Source organism: Pseudaquabacterium terrae (assembly GCF_013266755.1).
Classification (GTDB): domain Bacteria; phylum Pseudomonadota; class Gammaproteobacteria; order Burkholderiales; family Burkholderiaceae_C; genus Pseudaquabacterium; species Pseudaquabacterium terrae.
This window is the reverse complement of the sequence record NZ_JABRWJ010000006.1, coordinates 541,163-563,767: the sequence shown is the minus strand read 5'-3', so window position 1 is coordinate 563,767 and position 22,605 is coordinate 541,163. Positions and strand designations below refer to the sequence as shown.

The 22,605-nt window shown below is 69.6% G+C and carries 17 protein-coding genes and 1 riboswitch; of the genes, 3 read left to right on the top strand and 14 right to left on the bottom strand.

Annotated features, from left to right (window positions below; translation table 11 throughout):
* Positions 1–5 precede the first annotated feature (5 nt).
* The 5 genes from gshA to HLB44_RS21790 form a co-directional block, all read right to left on the bottom strand.
* Positions 6–1,295: a glutamate--cysteine ligase gene (gene gshA, locus HLB44_RS21810; protein ID WP_173126898.1), complete on the bottom strand. Its 1,290-nt coding sequence runs from the start codon at positions 1,293–1,295 to the stop codon at positions 6–8.
* A gap of 97 nt (positions 1,296–1,392) precedes the next feature.
* Positions 1,393–2,139 (bottom strand): sensor histidine kinase, encoded by a 747-nt coding sequence (locus HLB44_RS21805; protein ID WP_173126895.1) that lies wholly within the window; start codon positions 2,137–2,139, stop codon positions 1,393–1,395.
* Positions 2,140–2,292: 153 nt separating this feature from the next.
* The gene (locus HLB44_RS21800) at positions 2,293–3,822 is read right to left on the bottom strand and encodes an ammonium transporter (RefSeq protein WP_173126892.1); all 1,530 of its coding nucleotides are present in this window, start codon (positions 3,820–3,822) and stop codon (positions 2,293–2,295) included.
* Between the two features lie 28 nt (positions 3,823–3,850).
* Positions 3,851–4,189, bottom strand: a complete 339-nt coding sequence (locus HLB44_RS21795; protein ID WP_173126889.1) for a P-II family nitrogen regulator — start codon at positions 4,187–4,189, stop codon at positions 3,851–3,853.
* Positions 4,190–4,206: 17 nt separating this feature from the next.
* Positions 4,207–4,935 (bottom strand): TorF family putative porin, encoded by a 729-nt coding sequence (locus tag HLB44_RS21790; protein WP_173126886.1) that lies wholly within the window; start codon positions 4,933–4,935, stop codon positions 4,207–4,209.
* Positions 4,936–5,205: 270 nt separating this feature from the next.
* On the opposite strand from HLB44_RS21790, the gene HLB44_RS21785 reads away from it, so the two are divergent.
* Both HLB44_RS21785 and HLB44_RS21780 read left to right on the top strand, forming a co-directional pair.
* Positions 5,206–6,732: a YifB family Mg chelatase-like AAA ATPase gene (locus HLB44_RS21785; RefSeq protein WP_173126884.1), complete on the top strand. Its 1,527-nt coding sequence runs from the start codon at positions 5,206–5,208 to the stop codon at positions 6,730–6,732.
* A 233-nt stretch (positions 6,733–6,965) separates the two neighbouring features.
* Positions 6,966–8,348: a hypothetical protein gene (locus HLB44_RS21780; protein WP_173126881.1), complete on the top strand. Its 1,383-nt coding sequence runs from the start codon at positions 6,966–6,968 to the stop codon at positions 8,346–8,348.
* 89 nt (positions 8,349–8,437) lie between these two features.
* Here the strand turns inward: HLB44_RS21780 and HLB44_RS21775 are convergent, their stop codons facing one another.
* From HLB44_RS21775 to metH, 4 genes are all read right to left on the bottom strand, one after another.
* Positions 8,438–8,704: an H-NS histone family protein gene (locus HLB44_RS21775; RefSeq protein ID WP_173126878.1), complete on the bottom strand. Its 267-nt coding sequence runs from the start codon at positions 8,702–8,704 to the stop codon at positions 8,438–8,440.
* A gap of 80 nt (positions 8,705–8,784) precedes the next feature.
* Entirely contained in the window at positions 8,785–10,344 is a 1,560-nt protein-coding gene (locus HLB44_RS21770; RefSeq protein ID WP_173126875.1) for a DUF1501 domain-containing protein, read from the bottom strand.
* 14 nt (positions 10,345–10,358) lie between these two features.
* Positions 10,359–12,176: a DUF1800 domain-containing protein gene (locus tag HLB44_RS21765; protein ID WP_173126872.1), complete on the bottom strand. Its 1,818-nt coding sequence runs from the start codon at positions 12,174–12,176 to the stop codon at positions 10,359–10,361.
* Between the two features lie 192 nt (positions 12,177–12,368).
* On the bottom strand, positions 12,369–15,110 hold the full coding sequence (gene metH, locus HLB44_RS21760) for a methionine synthase (protein WP_173126869.1): 2,742 nt from the start codon (positions 15,108–15,110) through the stop codon (positions 12,369–12,371).
* 28 nt (positions 15,111–15,138) lie between these two features.
* Positions 15,139–15,212, bottom strand: a riboswitch (S-adenosyl-L-homocysteine riboswitch).
* 86 nt (positions 15,213–15,298) lie between these two features.
* Here metH and HLB44_RS37950 point away from each other — a divergent pair.
* Positions 15,299–15,844 (top strand): OmpA family protein, encoded by a 546-nt coding sequence (locus tag HLB44_RS37950; RefSeq protein WP_173126866.1) that lies wholly within the window; start codon positions 15,299–15,301, stop codon positions 15,842–15,844.
* Here the strand turns inward: HLB44_RS37950 and HLB44_RS21750 are convergent.
* The 5 genes from HLB44_RS21750 to HLB44_RS21730 form a co-directional block, all read right to left on the bottom strand.
* A complete protein-coding gene (locus HLB44_RS21750) occupies positions 15,838–17,118 on the bottom strand; it encodes a hypothetical protein (RefSeq protein ID WP_173126864.1) in 1,281 nt (426 codons plus the stop codon). The two genes, HLB44_RS37950 and HLB44_RS21750, sit on opposite strands and share 7 nt — an antisense overlap.
* Positions 17,119–17,185: 67 nt before the next feature.
* Positions 17,186–18,250, bottom strand: a complete 1,065-nt coding sequence (locus tag HLB44_RS21745; RefSeq protein ID WP_173126861.1) for a homocysteine S-methyltransferase family protein — start codon at positions 18,248–18,250, stop codon at positions 17,186–17,188.
* 22 nt (positions 18,251–18,272) lie between these two features.
* On the bottom strand, positions 18,273–19,769 hold the full coding sequence (locus HLB44_RS21740) for a putative bifunctional diguanylate cyclase/phosphodiesterase (protein WP_173126858.1): 1,497 nt from the start codon (positions 19,767–19,769) through the stop codon (positions 18,273–18,275).
* Between the two features lie 84 nt (positions 19,770–19,853).
* Positions 19,854–22,172: an ATP-binding protein gene (locus HLB44_RS21735; RefSeq protein ID WP_217283756.1), complete on the bottom strand. Its 2,319-nt coding sequence runs from the start codon at positions 22,170–22,172 to the stop codon at positions 19,854–19,856.
* Between the two features lie 121 nt (positions 22,173–22,293).
* Positions 22,294–22,557, bottom strand: a complete 264-nt coding sequence (locus HLB44_RS21730) for a BTH_I0359 family protein (protein ID WP_173126854.1) — start codon at positions 22,555–22,557, stop codon at positions 22,294–22,296.
* Positions 22,558–22,605 lie beyond the last annotated feature (48 nt).

Here is a 22,605-nt window from a genome sequence, read left to right as displayed (position 1 = left end):
GGGGGCTATTCGTAGACCTCGGCGTCCGGATCGGTGGCTTCGAGCTCGTAGCTCGCCGCCAGCATCGCCAGCCGGCCGATCACGCCGTACATGTAGAAGCGGTTCGGCGCGCTGGCGCCGGGGCGCTCGCCCGGTCGCGGCAGCTGGTGGCTGTCGGCAAAGGCCAGCGGCACGAAGCTGGCGCCGGGGGCATTGAGGTTCTCGTCGATGCCGCGCTGCGCATGCACGCGGTAGAAGCCGCCGACGACGTAGCGGTCGATCATGTAGACCACCGGCTCGGCGACCGCATCGTTCATGCGCTCGTAGGTCGGCACGCCTTCCTGGATGATGACGTCGCTGAGCAGCGCGCCCCCGGCGGCGGCCTTCTCGCGCGCCCGCTCGCAGACGGCGTCGAGCTCCTTGGCATCGCGCACCGTGACGATGCCCAGCTCGCTCGGCCCGTTGTCGGCCTTGATGACGACGAAGGGTTTCTCGTTGATGCCGTATTCCTTGTACTTGCGGCGCACCTTGCCGAGCAGCGCATCGGCATGCGTCTTCACGCAGTCGAGGCCGGCATCGGCGCCGACGTCGACCTCGCCGCAGTGCGCGAACATCGGGTGGATCAGCCACGGGTCCATGCCGAGCAGCTTGGCGTACTTCTTGGCCACCTCCTCGTAGCTCTGGAAATGGCGGCTCTTGCGCCGCAGGTTCCAGCCGGCATGCAGCGGCGGCAGCAGGTACTGCTCGTGCAGGCCTTCGAGCACCTTCGGCCGGCCCTCGGAAAGATCGTTGTTCAGCAGGATCGTGCAGGGGTCGAAGTTCTTCAGCCCGAGCCGGCGCTGCGAGCGTTCGAGCGGCTCGAGCACCAGCTCGCTGCCATCGGGCAGGCGCAGCGTGGTCGGCGCCTTCAGCGCCGGATCCAGCGAGCCCAGCCGCACGTTCAGGCCGGCCTGCGTGAAGATGCGCACCAGCCGCTGCACGTTGGTCAGGTAGAAGGTGCTGCGCAGGTTCGTTTCCGGCACCAGCAGCAGGTTCTTCGCCTCCGGGCAGATCTTCTCGATCGCCGCCATCGCCGCCTGCACCGCCAGCGGCAGCATCTCCGGCGTCAGGCTGGCGAAGCCGCCGGGGAACAGGTTGGTGTCCACCGGCGCCAGCTTGAAGCCGGCGTTGCGCAGGTCGACCGCGCTGTAGATCGGCGGCGTGTGCTCCATCCACTCGAGGCGGAACCAGCGCTCGATCGCCGGCAGCGAGTCGAGGATGCGCGCTTCGAGCTCGTTGATCGGGCCGGTGAGCGCGGTGATGAGGTGGGGGACCATGAGGGCGGCCTGCGGACGACAGCGGTGAAAGATTGTAGGAACATGGTGCCGCCCCGGCCGAAGGCAAGTCACTGCGCGGCCGCTGGCCGCCGCGGGATCAATGCCCGGCGCCGGCTGCCGCCGGCGCGTGCCGCGGCAGGCTGAAGTACATCGTCGTGCCGCGGTCCGGGCGCGAGCGGCACCAGATGCGGCCGCCGTGCCGCTCGACGATCCGCCGCGCAATGCTCAGGCCCAGGCCGTGGCCCGGATAGGCGCCGCCGTGCAGGCGCTGGAACGGCGCGAACAGCCGCCCGGCATCACCCTGGTCGAAGCCGACGCCGTTGTCGCGCACGTAGAGCACGTGCTCGCCGGCCTGCTCGCGCCCCCCGACGAGGATCCACGGCTGCGCCCGCGCGCGCGTGAACTTCAGCGCGTTGCCCAGCAGGTTCGCATAGACCTGGCGCAGCAGCCCGGCATGGGCGCAGACCTCGGGCAGCGCCCCGACGACGATGCGGCAGCTCGATGGCGCGGCGTCGCGCGGCAGGTTGTCGAGCACCGAGCGCACCACCGTGTCGAGCGCCACCGGCCCCACCGGCAGCGGCTCCTCGGCGCTGTGCGCCAGCGCCATCAGCGCGGCCACGAGCTCGACGGCGCTGGCCGCCTGCGCATGGATCGCCGGCAAGGCGCGGTCGAGGAAGCCGAGGTCGCCGCGCGCCAGCGCCGCGCTGGCCAACTCGGCAAGCTGGGCGATGTTGCCCACCGGCGTGCGCAGGTCGTGCGCCACCTGGCGGTTGAAGCTCTCGAGCGCCGCGACGGTGGCTCGGCAGCCACCGCCTGCGGGGCGGACAAAGTCGGGGGCGGTCATCCGGCACCTCCCGGTCGTAGGCATATCAATGGTATGCCAATCATTGACGTTTCGCAAGTTTCACCAACACTGACCGCCCGAAAAAAAAGGGCTGCCCGCAGGCAGCCCCTTTCGTACTGGCGCCGCAGGGTGCGGCGCGCGTTGCCCAGCGTCTTACTTGCTGTACGCCGTCTCGCCGTGCGAGCTGATGTCCAGGCCTTCGCGCTCTTCCTCTTCGGTCACGCGCAGGCCGATCACCAGGTCGACGATCTTGTACGAGACCGCGGCGACGACGCCCGACCAGACGATCGTCAGCAGCACCGCCTTCAGCTGGATCCAGACCTGTGCGCCGATCGCATTCGAGCCGACCGTCGCGGTGACCCAGTCGGTCACCAGGCCCGGGCCGCCGAGGTCCTGCGTGTTGAACACGCCGGTCAGCAGCGCACCGACGATGCCGCCGACGCCGTGCACGCCGAAGACGTCGAGCGAGTCGTCGGCGCCGAGCAGGCGCTTCAGGCCGTTGACGCCCCACAGGCAGGCAAAGCCGGCGATGAAGCCGATGATGATCGCGCCCATCAGGCCGACGTTGCCGGCGGCCGGCGTGATCGCCACCAGGCCGGCGACGGCGCCCGACGCGGCACCCAGCATCGAGGCCTTGCCGCGCATCAGCGCTTCACCCAGGCACCAGGCCAGCACCGCGGCAGCGGTGGCGGTGAAGGTGTTCATGAACGCCAGCACGGCCGAGTTGCCCGCCTCGAGCGCCGAGCCGGCGTTGAAGCCGAACCAGCCGACCCACAGCATCGCGGCACCGACCATCGTCAGCGGCAGGCTGTGCGGGGCCATGGCTTCCTTGCCGTAGCCGACGCGCTTGCCGATCATGAAGGCACCGACGATGCCGGCGACCGCCGCGTTGATGTGCACCACCGTGCCGCCGGCGAAGTCGAGCGCGCCCCACTGCCAGATCAGGCCGGCCTTGGCGTTCATCGCATCGACGACGTCCTTGCTGGCGTAGGCGTCCGGGCCCATCCAGTACCAGACCATGTGGGCGATCGGCGCGTAGCTGAAGGTGAACCACAGCACCATGAACAGCAGCACCGCCGAGAACTTGATGCGCTCGGCGAAGGCGCCGACGATCAGGCAGCAGGTGATGCCGGCAAAGGTGGCCTGGAAGGCGGCGAACAGCAGCTCGGGGATGTAGACGCCCTTGCTGAAGGTCGCACCCATCGCGAAGACGCCGGTGGCCGGATCGAAGATGCCCTTCAGGAACAGCCGGTCGAGCCCGCCGACGTAGGCGTTGCCCTCGGTGAACGCCAGGCTGTAGCCGTAGACGGCCCACAGCACGACGATCAGCGAGAACGTGACCATCACCTGCATCAGCACCGACAGCATGTTCTTGCTGCGCACCAGGCCGCCGTAGAACAGCGCCAGGCCAGGCACCGTCATCATGATGACCAGCAGCGTGGCGACCAGCATCCAGGCGTTGTCGCCCTTGTTGGCGACCGGTGCCGGTGCGGCGGCGGCCGAAGCGGCTTCGGCGCCGGACGCCGCTGCGGCCGGCATGGCGGCTGCGGAAGCGGCATCGGCCGCCGGGGCCGCGACAGCGGTCGCGGCAGGCGCCGACGCCGCGGCGTCCTGCGCCAGCGCGGTGCCGGCGAAGCCGAAGACCGCGAGGCCCAGGGCCAGGGAAGCAATGAATTTCTTCATGGGTTGTCTCTGGTGTGTTCTAACGTGCTTAGAGCGCGTCCTTGCCGGTCTCGCCGGTGCGGATGCGCACGACCTGCTCGAGCGCCGAGACGAAGATCTTGCCGTCGCCGATCTTGCCGGTGCGGGCCGACGATTCGATCGCCTCGATGACGCGCTCGACGATCGCGTCGTCGACGGCGGCCTCGATCTTCACCTTCGGCAGGAAGTCGACGACGTACTCGGCGCCGCGGTAGAGCTCAGTGTGGCCCTTCTGGCGGCCGAAGCCCTTGACCTCGGTCACCGTGATGCCCTGGACGCCGATCGCGCTCAGAGCCTCACGCACTTCGTCGAGCTTGAACGGCTTGACGATGGCAGTCACCATCTTCATGGCATGTCTCCTGTCGTTCAGAAGTTGTACTTGACGCCGACAACGACGGCGGTCTTGCCGAGGAACTTGGTGCTGTTGGCGAACGCGCCCGGCACGTAGAACGCCTTGTCGGCATCGGTGCCGACGATCGCGATGCTCGGCACCAGGCCCTTGAAGTCCTTCGACAGCGTCACCGAGTAGTCGGTGTAGGTGGCCGGGTCGCTGAACGGGCCCTTGATCTTCTGGTAGCCGATGTGCGGGGCGATCATCCAGCCGTCGGTGATCTCGAAGCTCGCCGTGGCGTCGAGGTAGAAGCTGTTCTTGCTATCCAGGTTGCCGAAGGTGTCGGTCACCGCGTGCGAGTACTTCAGCGTCGCCGGGCCGAAGGTCAGCGCGCCGTACAGCTCGGTGGTGTTGGCGCTGGGGTTGAGCTTGTTGCGCGGGTAGTAGTAGGTCAGCACGCCGACGTCGTAGGCCAGGTCCTTGGCGATCTCGCCCTTGTAGCCGCCGTAGACGTCGATCTCGACGCCGGCGTCGCCGCCGAAGTCCTTGATCCACTTGATCGTCGAGGCCCAGGTGCCGATGTAGAAGCCGCCGGCGGTGAAATCGGCGCCGCCTTGCAGAGCGGGCTTCAGCCGGGTCTGCGAGATGCCGCGGTAGCGGTAGTCGGAGACGGCGCCGACATTGAAGGCAACGTCGGCGAACGATGCAGCGGGCATCGCGGCGGCGGCCAGGGCAACGGAAAGGACGAGCAGCGATTTCTTCATGTGGGGGAGCTCCGAGGGCATGGAAAAGGTCCACCGGGGTTTTGCAGCTTCCATGCCACCGCTCCGCCCGGCGAGTTTCGCCCCAGGATGGTGAACACGAACCGTTTTGCGGCGTGATAGCGCACCGTTGTGGCGCAAATGGCGCACAAGCACCTCAACGGTGCGCCAGTCATGGTCTTCGCTCCGACTGCGGACGAACTGGGGATGCACCGCCCGCCTGCACCCGTGATCCACCCACAATCGCCCGCTTCGAACGAGTGGGGACGGGGCATGACGCTGGCAGTGATCGGCAGCCGCGCGCTGGACGGGCTGCAGGCGCCCGAGGTGCAGGTCGAGGTGCACCTGGCCAACGGCCTGCCGAGCTTCACGCTCGTCGGCCTGGCCGACACCGAGGTCAAGGAAGCGCGCGAGCGGGTGCGCGCGGCGCTGGTCAATTCGGGCTTCGCCTTCCCGCACAACAAGCGCATCACCGTCAACCTGGCGCCGGCCGACCTGCCGAAGGAGTCCGGGCGCTTCGACCTGCCGATCGCGCTCGGCATCCTGGCCGCCGACGGCCAGCTCGATGCGGCCAAGCTCGCGCGCTGCGAGTTCGCCGGCGAGCTGTCGTTGGCCGGCGAGCTGCGGCCGGTGCGCGGCGCGCTCGCGCTGGCACTGGGGGCCGGCCGCTCGGGGGCCAAGCGGCCGCTGGTGCTGCCGTGGGCCAGCGCACAGGAGGCCGCGCGCGTCTCCGACGCCGAGGTGCACAGCGCCACCCATCTGCTCGAAGTCGTGCGCGCGATGCTGCCGGGCGATGGCGGCGAGCCGCTGCCGCGCGCAGTCGCGCCGCCGCAGGCCGCGCCCGCCGCGGCGCCGGACCTGTGCGAGGTGCGCGGCCAGGCGGCGCCGAAGCGGGCGCTGGAGATCGCCGCCGCCGGCGCCCACAGTCTGCTGATGGTCGGCCCGCCCGGCACCGGCAAGTCGATGCTCGCGCAGCGTCTGCCCGGGCTGCTGCCGCCGATGGGCGACGCCGAGGCGCTGGCCAGCGCCGCGCTGCAGGGGCTGGCGCCCGGCGGCTTCGATCCGCTGCGCTGGCGCCAGCGGCCGGTGCGCGCGCCGCACCATTCGGCGAGCGCCGCGGCGCTGGTCGGCGGCGGCGCGCCGCCGCGGCCGGGCGAGATTTCGCTGGCCCACGGCGGCGTGCTGTTCCTCGACGAGCTGCCCGAATTCCCGCGCAGCGCGCTCGAGGCCCTGCGTGAGCCGCTGGAGACCGGCCAGATCACGATCTCGCGGGCGGCGCGGCAGGCGCTCTTTCCGGCGGCGTTCCAGCTGATCGCGGCAATGAACCCCTGCCCCTGCGGCTGGCTCGGCGCGCCGGCCGCTTCGGGCCGTGCGTGCCGCTGCTCACCCGATCAGATAACGCGTTATCAGGGCCGCCTGTCCGGGCCGCTGATCGACCGCATCGACCTGCAGGTCGAGGTGGCGCTGGTGCCGGCGGCCGAGATGCTGGCGCAGCCGGCCGGCGAGCCGAGCGCGCTGGTCGCCGAGCGCGTCGCGCGGGCCCGCGAACGGCAGCTCGCGCGCCAGGGGGTGCCCAACGGCGCGCTGCTGCCGGCGCAGCTCGACCAAGCCTGCCGGCTGGCGGCAGCGCCGGCGCGTTTCCTCGAACAGGCGGCGCAGCGCTTCGGCTGGTCCGGCCGCTCGTTGCACCGCGTGCTGAAGGTCGCGCGCACGATCGCCGACCTGGCCGGCGACGAGGCCCTCGCCGTCACGCACCTTGCCGAGGCGCTGCAGTTCCGGCGCGCATTCGCCGCGGGTTGACACGGCCGTCGTTCATACCCCCGCGGCGGCAGAGAACTCCTCGCGCGAAGGCGCAACGCATCGGACCGCCAGCGTCCGATGCACCACCCGTTTCAGGGATGACGATTCGCACCGATCACAACGAAGGCGCCATCACGGCGTCCTATGATCCGCGCCAAGCGCAGCCGGCGGCAGCGCCGATCGCCTGCCAGCCGCCGGTACTGCAACAATGAAGACGCGAGGGAGGAAAACACATGCGCACAGCCGAACGCGGCATTCCGTTGTCGCCTTGCAGAAGCAACGGCGAGAGCACTTGGAAGCAGTCGAGGGGCACGGCGATCCGCGCCGTCGCCATTGCCGCAGTGGCCTTCGCCGCCTCGGCCGCCGATGCGCAAGCGCCACGCGGCGCCGTACCACGCTCCGCGGCATCGCCCACCAACGAGGCGCAACTGGTGATCCCGCAGACGCTGTTCGATTGGGCTCAGAAGGCGCACTACGCGCTGTTCCCGGGCTGGGGCAGCTGGAGCAGGGTCTACAACTCGCACTATTACTTCCGCACCCCGGAAACCACGACCCTCGACTCATACAGCTATCGCTACTACAGCAGCACGAAGAACTATGTGGGAATGGCCGGCGATGACGTCTACATCGCAGGACCCGTCGGCGGTGGCACCGTCCAATGGGTCGGCAAGGCTGCGGACTTTGCCTGCCAGATCAACCCGAACGCATGTGCCTCGAACGGCCCGGAAGACGGGCCGATGTTCGTGCTCGATGGGAACACGAACCAGATTTACGTGCTGCGCCACAAGGCGCCGAGAGCCGGTACGGTGGTCGTGGGCAGCTCGGCGAGTCCGGCTCCGAACAGCGGCCTGACCGAACAGGGATTCGGAAGCCACATGGCCTACGATGGCCGGAACGACCGCTTGTTCGTCGCCGCTCGAGGCGGGCTCTGGGTCTTCGATCAAGCCAAGAACATGTCCGGATCGGTCACGCCCACGCGCACGATCAAGGTCGAGGGCCTCGACTGGGGATGGCACATCGTGTACGACGCGGCTCGCGACATGATCTATCTCCTGGGCGTGAATGCCCAGTCCGAGGGGCGTTTGGCCGTGCTGAACAATGTCAGCACGATCGGCGGCCTCGTCACGGCCGACCGGATGCTGACGATCGACCGCCAGATCAACACGTTCACTGTCGATCTGAGTCGATCGATCGGCTACTTTTCGTTCGGGAGCGGCGTCATCGTCGTCACCAACATCGATGCCATCCGAAGCGGCGCACTGCCGACGACGCGCTCGTTCTCGCTCGGTTCCGAGGCCTCGCACCGCGGGCTGGCCGTCGATGCTCGGCGCGACCGCCTCTATATCGGGGACAACGGCTTGCAGAGTGGCGTTCACATCGTGACCAATGCGAGCACTGCGGCCGCCAGCAATGTCGCGAGCGAGCTGGTAGCCGTTCCCGGCGCATGGGGCGTCACCTTCGACGCTGCAAACGACCGTCTCTATGTCAACAGTGGTGGAAGCCAGCTGACCCTGCTACCAGGCGCCAGCGGTCTGAGGCGCGGCGCCTTGCCGAAGACCGCCGTGGTGTTGACAGGCGCGTACGCAACCGAGCTGAGCGCCGTGGCTGTGCCGTAAGGCGGCCGAGCGCCCTCAGGAACGGCGCCGATGCCATCGTCGTTGGCGATGAACTGCGTGAACACCACGATGCCGTCGACAAGCTGCGCTCAGCCGTCGAGCTTGATGTCACTGACGCGGTAACCCTCTGTCAGCAGCGCGCGGCGCAGCCACTCGGGGTGCTCGCCGCGCCCGTCCCAGGTCTCGCCGGAGGTCGGATGGCGGTAGCGCGCGGCGGCCGAGACGGGCGACGCCGGCAGCGCCACCTCGGGCGCCGCGTCGATTTCGTCGGCAGTGATCTGCCAGTATTCGATCAGCCCTTGGATGCGCGCGAGGGCCGCGCGCTGCTCGGGCGAAAGGGTTCGGCGCAGGGGCATGGTGACCGGGCGTGGCGCCGCCGCTCGATGGGGGCGGCTCGTGCGGGAATGATAGCCAAGCTCGCCATCGCCCCCGCCGCTCAGGCCATGAAACCCAGGTTGCGCTGGGAGAAGTATTTCAGGTTCGGGAAGATGTCCAGCAGCTCGCTGTCGCTCAGGCCGAACCAGCGCCCGAGCGTCGCGCCGAGCTGGTCGACCGAGGTCGACGGCAGCAGCGCGCCATTGCCGAGCTGGTCCGGGCTCGAGTCGAACTGGTTGTTGTTCGGATTCTTCGCGCCGAGCACCGGCAGGCTGCCGACCAGCGTGCCGCCGCGCACCGCGCCGCCGAGCACGACGTGGTGGCCGCCCCAGCCGTGGTCGGTGCCGTCGCCGTTGCTGGTGAAGCTGCGGCCGAAGTCGCTGGCCGTGAACAGCGTGACCTGGTTGCGCAGGCCCAGGGCGCCCATCGTCGCGTCGAAGTACGCCAGGCCCTGGCCGAGCCGCGCCAGCAGGTCGGCCTGGCCGCGGTTCTGCGCATCGTGGGTATCGAAGCCGCCCAGGCTGACGAAGAACACCTGGCGGCGCGCACCGAGCGTCGAGCGGCCGGCGTCGATCATGCGCGCGACGACCTGCAGCTGCTGCGCCAGGCCATTGCCCGCACCGCTGCCGGTCAAGGGGCTGGTGTAGCGCAGCAGCGGGTCGTTCTCGGCGCTGTAGTTGCCGCTCGCGGGCGGCGTGCCGAAGGGCGCGCTGTCGGCCGGGCGCAGCGCGTTGCGCAGGGCCTCCTCGGCGGCCATCGAGCGCTGCGCGACCGCCGCCAGATCGGCCTCCAGCACATGCGCGCCGCGCGGCGTGCCGGCGATGCGCTGCAGCGCCTGCGCGACGGCCGGCGAGCCGTAGACCCGGCCGTTCGCATCGCTGCCGAGGCGGATCGCGCCGTTGCTGCCGACCTGGTACTGCTGCACCGAGTCGCCGGCCAGCCAGACGGCATTGCCGGCGGCCGACACCGAGGTGAACACCGGCTGCGAATTCAGCCCCGCCAGCCGATCACCCATGCGGCCGCCCCAGCCGCGCGTGGCGCCCTCGGGCGCCAGCGCCTGCCAGGTGTTCTGCTGGTCGTTGTGGGAGAACAGGTTCAGCGGCCTCGGATGCAGCTCCTGGCCGAGCTGCGCCTTGGTGGTCGGCATCACCAGCGGGCCGACGTTCGAGACGATCGCCAGCCGGCGCTCCTGGTTGAACAGCGTCTGCAGGTGGCCGAGCACCGGATGCAGGGCAAACGCCCGCGCCGGCGCCACCAACGGCGCCAGCGGCAGCACGCCGCCCAGCCGCGCCGGCGTGGCGGCGGGCGCCGCGCCGTTCGGCGGCGTGCCCGGCGCCAGCAGCGCGATCGGATCGGGCGCCTGGTTGCGCACCGTCGTGTAGTTCAGCCACGAGGCGCTGTCGGTCGGCAGCACCATGTTGTAGGCGTCGTTGCCGCCGAACAGGAAGACGCAGACCAGCGCCTTGTAGTCGCCGGCGCTCTGCGCCGCGGCGCTGCCGGATACCGCGGCGGCGCTGCCGAGGGCCGCCAGGTTCAGCGCCAGCGGTGCGCCGGCGGCACAGCCGGAAAGCGCCGCGGCGCGGCCCAGCCATTGGCGGCGCGAAGCATCGAAGTGGTTCATCGTCGTGCTCCCGCTCACTTCTGGATCTGGAATTCGGGCGACGCGGCGGTCAGCAGCACCGCGGCATTGACCCGGTTGCGCTTGGCGCGCTCGACTTGCGTGGCATTGCCGGCGTTCGGCGTCGGGATCGTGATCGCGGCGACCGCATTGACGATCTCGGTGCGCAGCGGCTGCGGCATCGCGCCGCCCATCAGCTTCAACGCGACCCGGTCGACCAGCGCGGGCGGCTGCGTCGCCAGCGCCAGCTCGGCGCCGAAGTCCGGCTGCAGGTCTGCGCGCTGCAGCGTGGCGTTCCACGAACCCAGCCCCGAGCCGATCGCGTTGCGCAGCGTGTTGACGTAGCCGGCGGCCGTCGTCTCGTGGAGCAGCTGCATCTCCGGCACCGTCAGCCCCTGCGCCGCGGCCAGCGTACCGGGCGGCACGTAGCCGGGCCGGAAGAAGTTGAAGACCGACGGCGACTTCAGCGCCTGCTGGCCCAGCGCGGCCCCGGGATTGCTGGTGTCGCCGAGCCGGTACAACCCGCTGTCCGAGCTGTAGCCGAAGCCACGCAGCAGCGCGGTCAGGCGCAGCACCGGCTCGCGCAGCTTGCCCTGCGTCAGACTCGTCGGCGCGTTGCGCGCCTCGGGGTGCAGCAGCACGGCGCGGACCACCGCCTTCATGTCACCGCGCACGTTGGCGCCGTTGTTGGCGAAGGCCGCGGCGACCGAGCGGATGTAGGCCCGGCTCGGGTTGCTGGTGACCAGGCGCTGGATCAGCTGGCGAGCGATGAACGGGCCGACGTTCGGATGGTGGAACAGCGTGTCGAGCGCGACGTTCAGGCTCGCCTGCGGGTTCGGCGTCGACTGCGCCGGCACGACAGCGCCGAGGAAGCGTTTTTCCTCGGTGCTGTGGTACTGCGGGTAGGCCACCATCGGCTTGAAGCCGCGGTCCGGATCGCTGCGGCCATTGGCCTGGCCGTACAGGAAGCAGTTCTTGTGCGGCGCGTCGGGGCAGGCCCAGCTCCAGCCGGTGAAAACCTTGGCCATGCCGGCGATGTCGGCGCCGGTGTAGGTCGGCAGCGGCTGGCCGGCGCTGTCGCGCGGCATCGTGCCGTCGACATTGAGCCGCACCAGGCCGATCGAGAACAGCTGCATCACCTCGCGCGCGAAATTCTCGTCGGGCACGCGGCCGGTCTGCGGGTCGGCCTTCTGGTTGTGCAGGTGCGACAGGTACACGCCCATCATCGGGTGCAGCGACACCGCCTCGAGCAGCTGCCGGTAGTTGCCGAAGGCATGAGCCCCGAGCATGTCGTACCAGGCGGCGACCGCCCGCGGGTTGCTGTTCGGCGCGCCGTCGAGCGAGACCACGAAGATCTCCGACAGCGCGAACGCCACGCGCTGCCGCAGCTGGTCGGGCGCGCTCAGCGATTGTTTCCAGAAGCCGTTGTAGACCTCGGTGCTGCCGGCGCGCCGGTTCGGGTCGACGGCCTGGATCGCCGCATCGGCGGCCTCCCAGTACGCGCGCATCGTGCCGGGCGTGCCGAGGGTGAACTGGTGGTCGATCCAGCCGGCGCTGCCGCGAGCCTGCACGTCGGCGATCGCGGCTTCGGTCGGGCCGAAGCTCGCCTGGGTCAGCAGCCGGTGCGCCTCGGCGACGCTGGGCGCGGCCGCGGGCGCCGGGGCGGCTGTCCCGGGGCCTGGCGCGGCCAGCGCGGTCTGGTTCGCAGCCTGTTGCGGAGCAGTTTGCGCCGCCTGCTGCGGCGCCGCGTCCTCTTGTCCGCCGCCGCAACCCGTCAGCCCGAGTGCCAGCAGCGCGGCCGCCCAACGCGTCGATGTCCTGACGTTCTTGCGCATCTCGCCCTCGCCCCGTCCGTTTGTGGGGCGGATTCTTGGGGCTTGCCCGTCGCGCGAGTTGCAAACTTTGTCACGAACGGAGGGGCGCTTACGGGTGGTTGCCGGGCTTACAGCCCGTGCTAACCGCCATCGGCAGCGGCCGTCGACTGTCGCGCCGCGGCCGCACCTTTACGCCTTTACGCCTTTACGCCTTTACAGCAGCGCGGACAGCGCCCGCGCCGCGGCCTCGGCGTCGCGGCCCTCGGCCTCGGCCCAGGCCTCGAGTTGATCGCGGCCGATGCGCCCGACGTTGAAGTAGGTCGACTCGGGATGCGCGAGGTAGAAGCCGCTGACGCTGGCCGCCGGCGTCATCGCCAGGCTCTCGGTCAGCGCCATGCCGATCTCGCCGGCTTCCAGCACCCCGAACATCGGGCCCTTGACGCCGTGGTCCGGGCACGCCGGGTAACCCGGCGCCGGGCGGATGCCGCGGTACTTCTCGGCGATCAGCTCGTCGTTGCTCAGACCTTCGTCGGCCGCGTAGCCCCACAGCTCGGTGCGCACGCGCTGGTGCAGGCGCTCGGCGAAGGCCTCGGCCAGGCGGTCGGCCAGCGCCTTCAGCATGATCGCCGAGTAGTCGTCGTGGTCGGCCTCGAACTGGCGCTCCTTCTTGTCGATGCCCAGGCCCGCGGTGACCGCGAAGAGCCCGATGTAGTCGGGCTGCACACCTTTGGGCGCGATGAAGTCGGCCAGGCTGCGGTTCGGTCGCCGCACGCCCTCGATCACCGGCCGCTCGCTCTGCATGCGCAGCGGCCGCCAGCGCAACAGCACCTGGTCACGCGATTCGTCGGCATAGACCTCGATCGTGTCGTCGTCGACGGTGTTCGCCGGCAGCAGCGCGATGACGCCATTGGCCTGCAGCCAGCGGCCTTCGATCAGGCGCTGCAGCAGGCGCTTGCCGTCGCTGAAGACGCGCGTGGCCTCGGCGCCGACGACCTCGTCGCGCAGGATCTCGGGAAAGCGGCCGGCGAGGTCCCAGGTCTGGAAGAACGGGGCCCAGTCGATGCATTGCGCCAGTTCAGCGAGGTCGTAGTTGCGGAAGACGCGGCGGCCGATGAACTTCGGCTTCGGCGGCACGTAAGCGGCCCAGTCGAGCGGCGTCTTGTTGGCACGCGCGTCGGACCAGCTGACCAGCGGCGTCTGCTTCTTGTTGGCATGCTGCTGGCGCACGCGTTCGTAGTCGCTCTTCAGCTCGTCGAGGAACCGCGTCGCGCGTTCGTCGGACAGCAGGTCCGAGCACACGCCGACCGAGCGCGAGGCGTCCGGCACGTAGACCACCGGGCCTTCGTAGTGCGGCGCGATCTTCACCGCGGTGTGCACGCGGCTGCAGGTGGCGCCGCCGATCAAGAGCGGGATCTTCTTGATGCGGAACCACTCGTCACGCTGCATCTCGGCGGCGACGTGCTGCATCTCCTCGAGGCTGGGCGTGATCAGCCCCGACAGGCCGACGATGTCCGCGCCCTCGACGCGTGCCTTGGCGAGGATGTCCTGGCACGGGACCATCACGCCCATGTTGACGACCTCGAAGTTGTTGCACTGGAGCACGACGGTGACGATGTTCTTGCCGATGTCGTGCACGTCGCCCTTGACGGTGGCGATGACGATCTTGCCCTTCGAGCGCACGTCGTCGCCGGCGGCTTCCATGCGGCGCTTTTCTTCCTCGATGTAGGGCACCAGGTGGGCCACTGCCTGCTTCATCACGCGCGCCGACTTGACCACCTGCGGCAGGAACATCTTGCCGGCGCCGAACAGGTCGCCGACGACGTTCATGCCGGCCATCAGCGGACCCTCGATCACGTGCAGCGGCCGCCCGCCGCCGGCGCTGATCTTCTGCCAGCACTCCTCCGTGTCGACGACGATGAAATCGGTGATGCCGTGCACCAGCGCATGCGACAAACGGGCCTCGACCTCGTTGGCGCGCCAGGCCAGGCGCATGCTGTCGTCCTTGGCCGCGCCCTTCACTGCATCGGCCACCTCGAGCAGCCGTTCGGTCGAATCGGCGCGCCGGTTCAGCACCACGTCCTCGACGCGCTCGCGCAGGTCGGCGTCGAGGTCGTCGTAGACGCCGACCATGCCGGCGTTGACGATGCCCATGTCCATGCCCGCTCTGATCGCGTGATAGAGGAAGACGGTGTGGATCGCCTCGCGCACCGGCTCGTTGCCGCGGAAGCTGAACGACACGTTCGACACGCCGCCGGAGACCTTCGCGCCGGGCAGATTCGCCTTGATCCAGCGCGTCGCCTCGATGAAGTCGACCGCGTAGTTCGCATGCTCCTCGATGCCGGTGGCGATCGCGAAGATGTTCGGGTCGAAGATGATGTCCTCGGGCGGGAAGCCGACTTCGTCGACCAGGATGCGGTACGCGCGCGTGCAGATCTGCGTCTTGCGCTCGAAGGTGTCGGCCTGGCCGGTTTCGTCGAAGGCCATCACGACGGTGGCCGCGCCGTAGCGGCGCAGCAGCGTTGCTTGCCTCTTGAACTCGGCCTCGCCTTCCTTCAGCGAGATGGAGTTGACGATGCCCTTGCCCTGCAGGCATTGCAGGCCGGCCTCGATCACACTCCACTTCGACGAGTCGACCATGATCGGCACGCGCGCGATCTCCGGCTCGCTGGCGATCAGCTTCAGGAAGCGCACCATCGCCGCCTGGCTGTCGAGCATCGCCTCGTCCATGTTGATGTCGATGACCTGCGCGCCGTTCTCGACCTGCTGGCGCGCGACCGACAGCGCATCCTCGAAGCGGCCCTCGAGGATCATGCGGGCGAAGGCCTTCGAGCCGGTGACGTTGGTGCGCTCGCCGATGTTGACGAACAGGCTGTCGGCGCCGATCGAGACCGGCTCGAGGCCGGACAGGCGCATCGGCGGCGGCGCGGGACGGGAGGCAGTGGAATCGATGCTCATGAACGCTTCACCCAGGGCGACTGCTTGGCTTGGGTGAGCGCCGTTGCTGCGGGAAAGTCCCGAGCCTGGCGGCGGAGGGCCGTTGCAACGCTCCTCGGGAGGGCGGATTCTAAGAGCTGCTTCACGGCTGCATACTGCGCTTACATGGCTGTACGCAGATACAGCACGCCACTTGCTCCAATCGGCTCATGAAAAGAAGACTCCTGACCTGCGGACTCGTCTTGCTGGTGGCCGGCTGTGCCAGCCGCGCCCCGGCGCCAGCGCCGTCGACCAGCCCAGGCGCGCCGCGCGCCGAAGCGCCGAAGCCGGCCGCGCCGGCGCCGAAGCCCGCGCCACTGGCGGCCGAGCAGCGCTGGCTGTCGCAACTCTTCGAGGGCACGCCGGTGGTGATCAGCAGCGATGCCGACGGCGGCGTCAACCTGCTGGTGCCGATGGTGCACGCCTTCGACGGCGCGTCGGCCAAGCCGAAGCCCGCATTGAAGGTCGTGCTCGACAAGCTCGGCCAGAGCCTGAAGCGGCAGCCCACGAGCCGCCTGACGATCGGCGCCGCGGGCAGCGAGCGGGCACAGGCCGCGCGCGCGCACCTGGTGTCGCGTGGGGTGGCGGCACACCGCGTCGCGGCGCAAACGGCCGGGTCAGCAGATGGCGTTGCGCTGCGCCTGAGCCTGGCGCCGGCGGGCATCGGGCGCTTGGAGGACAGCGCTCCGGCGATGCAGCAGCGGTCGGGTCATTGATCCCAGCAGTACTCTGCCTCGAGCGCACCGACCGCCGCCAACGCGAGAACGCGCTTGTCCGCGTCCAGCAAAACGAGGAAGAAGCTGCGCAGGTCGGCGGCGCCTGCGGGGCACTCCACGCCCCATGACCACAAGGTAGTGCCGCCGGCATACGTGCCGGGGCTGTAGGGGTTGCGTTGACTGTGAACGAAGGCCAAGTCGTGGTAGCCACCCACCTCCATCACGCTGTCGTCGATCCGCAGCGCGCTCGGCCCGCTGTAAGCGCGCAGATACGTGCCTCCACCATCGAGACCTCGCAAGTCAGCCCGCAACTCATCGAAAGCGCGTGACAGCGCGGCCGGAGCCACTTCCAAGCCATCGGGGGCGAGCCCCGCACGCGGCAACACCATGGCGCCTTGCGGCAGCGCCACCAGCGTTGGCGCGGTGACGATCTGCACGACCTCTGTCAAGGCGGGTGACAGCCGCTGACGGGAGAAGGCCAGGGTGCTGGCCGCGGTGGGTTCGATCTTCACCAGCAGGCGACCGCCGAGCGTCAGCGCCTGTGCGACGAAGTCGCTGCCCCTGTGCTGCACGACACCGACGGTAAAACGCGTCATCGGCACGAGTTGTCGTACCTGGGCCTCGTCGGCGAAAATGCCGTCGAACAACTCGCCCTTCGGCATGGTGACGCGCTCTCGGAACTCGTCCGTCACCACCAGCCGAACATCCCCGCTGAAGCCGAGGTCGCCGGTTTCCTTGCCGACCCAGGCCGCGAGCGGCGGCAGCGGACCGTACGAATCGGTAGCTTCGAGGAAGCCGGGGAGGAAACGCGCGCCGGGCGCAGAGAGCAGTTGGCGTTGCACGCCTTGCGTGCGCAGCATCGACGAATAGAAGCCGGGCGCCGTCGCCGGGTAGGCACGCAGCAATTCGGCCAGCGTTTCACCGCGCGCCGCGGCAGCGACCGTCTGGATGAAGGAGGCCTGCAGCGGCGGAAGCGCGATGGCGTTGCCCGACGTCGGCAGCGCCGCCGCCACCTGGGCCACCGCCCGCTCGCGGCTGTCGTCGAAGAGCCAGGCACGCTCCTCGGCGGTCGGCGCCGGGAAGCCCTGCACGCTGACCCGATCGCCGCGGGTCGCGACGTAGGCAGCCAGGGTCGTCGTGGCTGCCGCCGGCGCCGTCGTCGTGCTGTCGGTCGGCGCTCTGTCGGTCGGCTGCGAGCCACCCGACCCGCCGCCGCAAGCGGCCAGTGCCGCGATCATCGTGGCCCCAATCAGGACCCGTGTGCTGTTGTTCATGTCCGCTCCCTCGAAGAGCGAACGTTCTATCACGCCAGCCGCACGGCCGCGACCCCTGGATCGCAGATCAGGCGGCGAGCAATCCGCTGAAGAGGGGATCGTGCCGCGTGCGCGGGCGGTACTCGCCGACTCGCCGGGCGATCTCGGCGATGTGGTCCGGCGTCGTGCCGCAGCAGCCGCCGACGATGTTCAGGAATCCCGCCTGCGCGAACTCGGCCAGCATCGCGCCGGTGATCTCCGGCGTTTCGTCGAAGCCGGTGTCGCTCATCGGGTTCGGCAGGCCGGCGTTCGGATAACAGCTGATGTACGTGTCGCCGGCAACCTTGGCCAGCTCCTCGATGTACGGCCGCATCAGTGTCGCGCCCAAGGCGCAGTTCAGGCCGATGGCGATCGGCCGCGCGTGGCGCACCGAGTTCCAGAACGCCGACACGGTCTGCCCCGACAGGATGCGGCCCGACGCATCGGTGACGGTGCCCGAGACGATCACCGGCAGGCGTTCGCCGGTGGCCTCCATCAGCTCGTCGAGCGCGAAGATCGCGGCCTTGGCATTCAGCGTGTCGAAGATCGTCTCGACCAGGAACAGGTCGGCGCCGCCTTCGAGCAGCCCGCTGGCCTGCTCGTGGTACGCGGCGCGCAGCTGCTCGAAGCTGACGTTGCGCGCGCCAGGGTCGTTCACGTCGGGGCTGATGCTCGCGGTGCGCGGCGTCGGCCCCAAGGCGCCTGCGACATAGCGGCGGCGCTCGGGCGTCGTGAAGGCGTCGGCGGCCGAGCGGGCGATGCGCGCGGCCTCGACGTTGAGCTCGCGGGCGACCTCGGCCAGGCCGTAGTCTTCCTGCGCGATCGAGGTCGCGCCGAAGGTGTTGGTCTCGATGATGTCGGCGCCGGCCGCGAGGTACTGCGAGTGGATTTCGTGCAGCACGTCCGGCCGGGTCAGCGGCAGCAGGTCGTTGTTGCCCTTCAGGTCCTTCGGATGATCGGTGAAGCGGCTGCCGCGGAAGTCGGCCTCGCCGAGCTTGTAGCGCTGGATCATCGTGCCCATCGCGCCGTCGATGATGACGATGCGCTGCGCGAGCAGGGCGGGCAGGTCGGCGGCGCGGGTGTAGGCGATCGGCGGGCGGGCGGCGGCATTCATGGCGTCGATTGTAGAAAGGCGCTCAATCGCTTTGCGGCGCCGGCACCGTCTCCTGGAACAGCGAGGGGCGGAAGTCGTGCTTCATCGTCGTGCGCTGGCCGTCGTCGAGCGCCCACAGCGTCAGCGCACGCGCCGTCATCGGCCGCGCGAACAGGAAGCCCTGCAGCTCGTCGCAGCCCATGGTCACCAGCAGGTCGCGCTGGGCCTCGGTTTCGACGCCTTCGGCGACGACACGCAGCTGCAGCGCATGGGCGAGCTTGACCACGGCGTCGACGATCGAGCGCGCGTCGGCGCTGGTGGCCAGGTCGCGCACGAACGAGCCGTCGATCTTCAGCTCGGCCGCCGGCAGCCGGCGCAGGTAGGACAGGCTGGCCTGGCCGACGCCGAAGTCGTCGATCGACACGTGCAGGCCGGCGCGGCGCATGCGCTCGAAGCTGCGCTGCGTGACGCGGGTGTCCTCCATCGCCAGCGATTCGGTGATCTCGCAGGTGAAGCGGCCCGGCTGCAGGCCGTGGGTCTTCAGTGCGGCGACCAGGCGGTCGACCAGGTCGTGCTGGCGCATCTGGTAGGCCGAGATGTTGATCGCCACGCGCATGCGCAGCCCGCTCGCGCGCCAGTCGGCGGCCTGCCGGCTGGCTTCGTCGATGACCCACTGGCCGATGGTGCCGATCAGGCCGTAGCGCTCGGCGATCGGAATGAAGATCCCCGGGCTGACCAGCCCGCGCAGCGGGTGGTGCCAGCGCAGCAAGGCTTCGGCGGCGGTGATCTGCAGGCTCTGGGCATCGATCTTCGGCTGGTAGAACAGCTCGAGCTCGCCGTTGGCGACGGCATGCCGCAGATCGTGCAGCAGCTCGGCCTGGTCGCGCGTATCGACCGCCATGCGCGGCTCGAACACCATGTAGTCGCCACCACCGGCCAGCTTGACGCAGCGCATCGCGGTGCTGGCGTGGCCGACCAGGCGCGCGCGCGAGCCGTGCTCCGGATAGGCGGCGATGCCGATCGAGCCGCTCAGCGTCGCCTGCCGGCGCAGCCCGAGCTTCACCGGCCGCGCCAGCTGGGCGACCAGCGCCTTGGCCAGCGCCCTGGCCACGTTCAGCCCGGCCGGCAGCAGCACCAGGAATTCATCGGCACCCAGCCGCGTCAGCACCGCCTCGGGACCGGCGCAGTCGACCAGCCGGGCGGCGATCTCGGCGATCACCTGGTCACCGCCGTCGTAACCATGCGCGTCGTTGACGCTGTTGAAGTTGTCGATGTCGACGAACAGCAGCGTCAGTTCCGCGAGGCCGCGGTCACAGCGCCGCACCGCATCGTCGAACGCCTCGTCGTACTGCGGCCGCGTGAACAGGCCCGGCAGCTCGAACAGCCGCGAGTCGCCCTGGCGTGTCGTCAGCGCTTCGAGCGAAGCGGCGAGCCGCCGGCCGGCGCGCCGCTGGCGCCAGTACAGCAGCGCGAAGCCGATGGCCAGCACGGCCAGCAGCAGCGCGGGGCCGAGGCCAAGCCAGCGATGAAACGAATCCATGGCTGACAGATCGACGCCCGGCGGCCTCGGCTTGAGCGCCAAGGCGCGCCGAAAGTCGCAAAAATGAACAACCGCTGCGCCGGATCAACTCGGCCGCGGCGCGCCGAAGCCGATCGAACGGCGCTCGCGCACCTCGGGCTTCACGCGGTGCTCGCCTTCGAGCTGGCTCAGGAACTCGTCCGGCTGCAGCGGCGCGCCGAGGATGTCGATCTGGCGCTGCACCGACGCGAAGTCCCCCGGCGTCAGCAGGTCGAGCGCGGCCAGGCGAGCGCGCTGCTCGGCATCGGGCTCGCCCTGGCCCTGCAGCGCCTCGGCGATGAACATGCGCTCGCGCTGCGCCGGCGCCAGCGCGCGGAAGGCGATCTTGAAGGTGAAGCGGCGCAGCGCCGCCTCGTCGAGGTCCTCGAAGAGGTTGGTCGTGCAGATGAAGATGCCGGCGAAACGCTCCATGCCGGCCAGCATCTCGTTGACCTCGGTGACCTCGTAGTGGCGCTCGGCGCGGCGCCGGCTGCGCAGGAAGCTGTCGGCCTCGTCGAGCAGCAGCACGGCCTGCTCGGCTTCGGCCTCGGCGAACATGCGCGCCATGTTGGACTCGGTTTCGCCGACGAACTTGCTGACCAGGTCGCTCGCCAGCCGCACCATCAGCGGCCGGCTCAAGGCCTGGGCGATGTACTCGGCCAGCGCCGTCTTGCCGCTGCCCGGCAGCCCGTGCAGGCACAAGGTGCCATGGCCGCGCCGGCGCAGCGCCTCGACGATGCGCTCGATCGGGAAGCGGCTCTCGAGGTTCAGCAGCGCCAGGTCGTAGCGGGTGACGATCGGCCGCGCCGGCGCGCCGGCGGCGGTCTGGCCGAGTGCGCGGTCGGCATTGCCGAGCTGGCGTTCGATCAGCGATTCGGTCTGCCCCGTTTCGCCGGCGAGCCGCGCGAAGCGCACCGCGGTGCGGATCTGCGCCGGCGTCAGCCCACGCCGCTCGGCGAGCTTGGCGGCGAAGCTCTCGCTGACCGGCTCGCCGTCGAGCGCCCGCTGCACCAGGCCCAGGCGCGCGCCGGGCGGCGGCGACTTCAGCTCCAGGTGGTACTGGAAGCGGCGCCGGAAGGCCGGGTCGATCTGCTCGATGCGGTTGGTGATCCAGATCACCGGCACGCGGTTGGTCTCGAGGATCTGGTTGACCCAGGCCTTGCCGCTGACGCTGGCCGACGGCGGCGACTCGGCGCCGGACGAATCGAGCCGCGCCATCCACTGCGCGGCATCGGCCGACAGCGGCGGGAAGACGTCCTCGACCTCGTCGAACAGCAGCGCGACCTCGGGGCTGCCCTTGAGGAACACCTGGCTGATCTGCAGCGAGCGGTAGCGGTCGCGGCCGGACAGCGAATTGCCGTCGCGATCGGCATATTCCACCTCGTAGAGCACCAGCCCGGCGGCCTGCGCGCAGACCTTCGCAAGCTCGGTCTTGCCGGTGCCCGGTGGCCCGTACAGCAGCACGTTGACGCCATGCGCCTCGCTCGATGCGGCGTTGCGCAGCAGCCGCGTCAGCATCGTGACGTCGTCGGCGACGAAGCCGAAGTCGGCCGGCTTCAGCTCCGACTTGGTGGCCGGGCGGGTGAACACCGCCATCAGCTCGTCGGGCCCCTTGTACTCGCGCATCAGCACCGGCGGCAGCTGCTCGCTGACCTTCATCAGGTCGGCCAGGTCGGTGATGTTGTGCTCCGAGATCAGGTTCTCGACCATGCCGATGCGCTCGAGCCGGCTGCCGGCGCGCAGCGCCTCGGCGACCTCGCGCTCGTCGACGCCGGCCACCGCGGCGATCGCCGCGTAGGCTTGTTGCGCATTCGAGACCTTGAACTCGACCAGCAGCCCGCGCAGCTCACGCTGGTAGCGCGCCAGCGTGCCGTACAGCAGCAGCGCACGCTCGGCCGGATTCAGCTGCAGCAGGCTGCCGAGCGCGTCGATGTTCTTCTGCACCAGCGTCGACTGCTTCTTCAGGTCGCGTCCGAGCCAGTCGCAGGTGGCCGACAGCACCGCGGCGAGGTCCTTGGGCGCGTCCTTGATGTACTCGTCGAGGTAGAAGAAGAGCGTGCCCTCTTCATACGGGCCGCGCCACAGGCCGTGGCGTTCGATGAAGGCCGCGTCGGCGAGCTCACGATGACCGCGCCACAGCACGTTGCCCTCGCAGCGCTTGTTCAGATAGGCACGCAGGCGGCCCAGCACGCTGGCCGGCCAGACGAGGTGGCGACCGACCAGTGCGAGCAGGCCGCCCCAGTCGCGCCGCAGGTTGAACTGACCGGCTTGCGCGCGCGTCAGCGTCAGCACGAAATGCGAGCACAGCCGATCGAGCACCGGCGCCTGGGCGAGGCCGGGCGACACGATCCACTGCGCGCTGCTGTGGCTGGTCGGGCCTTTCAAGATGAATGTCCCCTCTCGGGGCCATCTTGGCGCAGCGCGACCGCGCGGGCAAGGGGCCTGCCCGCTGCCCCGCACGGCTTCAGTGCCTCATCGGCCCTCAGTGCCGCCGTCAGTGCCGCCGTCAGTGCATCAACACCGGTTGTTGTGCCAGCGCCGTATAGCGGCTGATGTATTCGTCGAGGTCTTCCTCCGTCGGCCCGGCATCGACCAGCGCCTGCACGCCCAGCTTGAAGCTCTGGGCCAGCTCACCCTCGATGAAGATTTCCTTGCGATTGAACTTGTCGACGATCTCGTAGCCGCCGCGGGCGTCCGACACGCCCGGCTCGCCGGCGCTGAGCTCGAACGCAACGACGACGAAGTTGTCCGAGTTGTAAAGCAGCTGCATGGGGAACTCCTTCGCCCCCAGTTGACGCCGCAGCGGGGCAATTCAAGG

Excerpts from the sequence above, each read along its gene's own strand:
- HLB44_RS21780 (WP_173126881.1), top strand. The coding sequence starts at position 6,966 with ATGCGCACAGCCGAACGCGGCATTCCGTTGTCGCCTTGCAGAAGCAAC.
- HLB44_RS21740 (WP_173126858.1), bottom strand. The coding sequence starts at position 19,769 with ATGGATTCGTTTCATCGCTGGCTTGGCCTCGGCCCCGCGCTGCTGCTG.
- HLB44_RS21730 (WP_173126854.1), bottom strand. The coding sequence starts at position 22,557 with ATGCAGCTGCTTTACAACTCGGACAACTTCGTCGTCGTTGCGTTCGAG.
- HLB44_RS21795 (WP_173126889.1), bottom strand. The coding sequence starts at position 4,189 with ATGAAGATGGTGACTGCCATCGTCAAGCCGTTCAAGCTCGACGAAGTG.
- HLB44_RS37950 (WP_173126866.1), top strand. The coding sequence starts at position 15,299 with ATGAAAAGAAGACTCCTGACCTGCGGACTCGTCTTGCTGGTGGCCGGC.
- HLB44_RS21790 (WP_173126886.1), bottom strand. The coding sequence starts at position 4,935 with ATGAAGAAATCGCTGCTCGTCCTTTCCGTTGCCCTGGCCGCCGCCGCG.
- gshA (WP_173126898.1), bottom strand. The coding sequence starts at position 1,295 with ATGGTCCCCCACCTCATCACCGCGCTCACCGGCCCGATCAACGAGCTC.
- HLB44_RS21770 (WP_173126875.1), bottom strand. The coding sequence starts at position 10,344 with ATGAACCACTTCGATGCTTCGCGCCGCCAATGGCTGGGCCGCGCCGCG.
- HLB44_RS21750 (WP_173126864.1), bottom strand. The coding sequence starts at position 17,118 with ATGAACAACAGCACACGGGTCCTGATTGGGGCCACGATGATCGCGGCA.
- metH (WP_173126869.1), bottom strand. The coding sequence starts at position 15,110 with ATGAGCATCGATTCCACTGCCTCCCGTCCCGCGCCGCCGCCGATGCGC.
- HLB44_RS21765 (WP_173126872.1), bottom strand. The coding sequence starts at position 12,176 with ATGCGCAAGAACGTCAGGACATCGACGCGTTGGGCGGCCGCGCTGCTG.
- HLB44_RS21805 (WP_173126895.1), bottom strand. The coding sequence starts at position 2,139 with ATGACCGCCCCCGACTTTGTCCGCCCCGCAGGCGGTGGCTGCCGAGCC.
- HLB44_RS21775 (WP_173126878.1), bottom strand. The coding sequence starts at position 8,704 with ATGCCCCTGCGCCGAACCCTTTCGCCCGAGCAGCGCGCGGCCCTCGCG.
- HLB44_RS21745 (WP_173126861.1), bottom strand. The coding sequence starts at position 18,250 with ATGAATGCCGCCGCCCGCCCGCCGATCGCCTACACCCGCGCCGCCGAC.
- HLB44_RS21785 (WP_173126884.1), top strand. The coding sequence starts at position 5,206 with ATGACGCTGGCAGTGATCGGCAGCCGCGCGCTGGACGGGCTGCAGGCG.
- HLB44_RS21800 (WP_173126892.1), bottom strand. The coding sequence starts at position 3,822 with ATGAAGAAATTCATTGCTTCCCTGGCCCTGGGCCTCGCGGTCTTCGGC.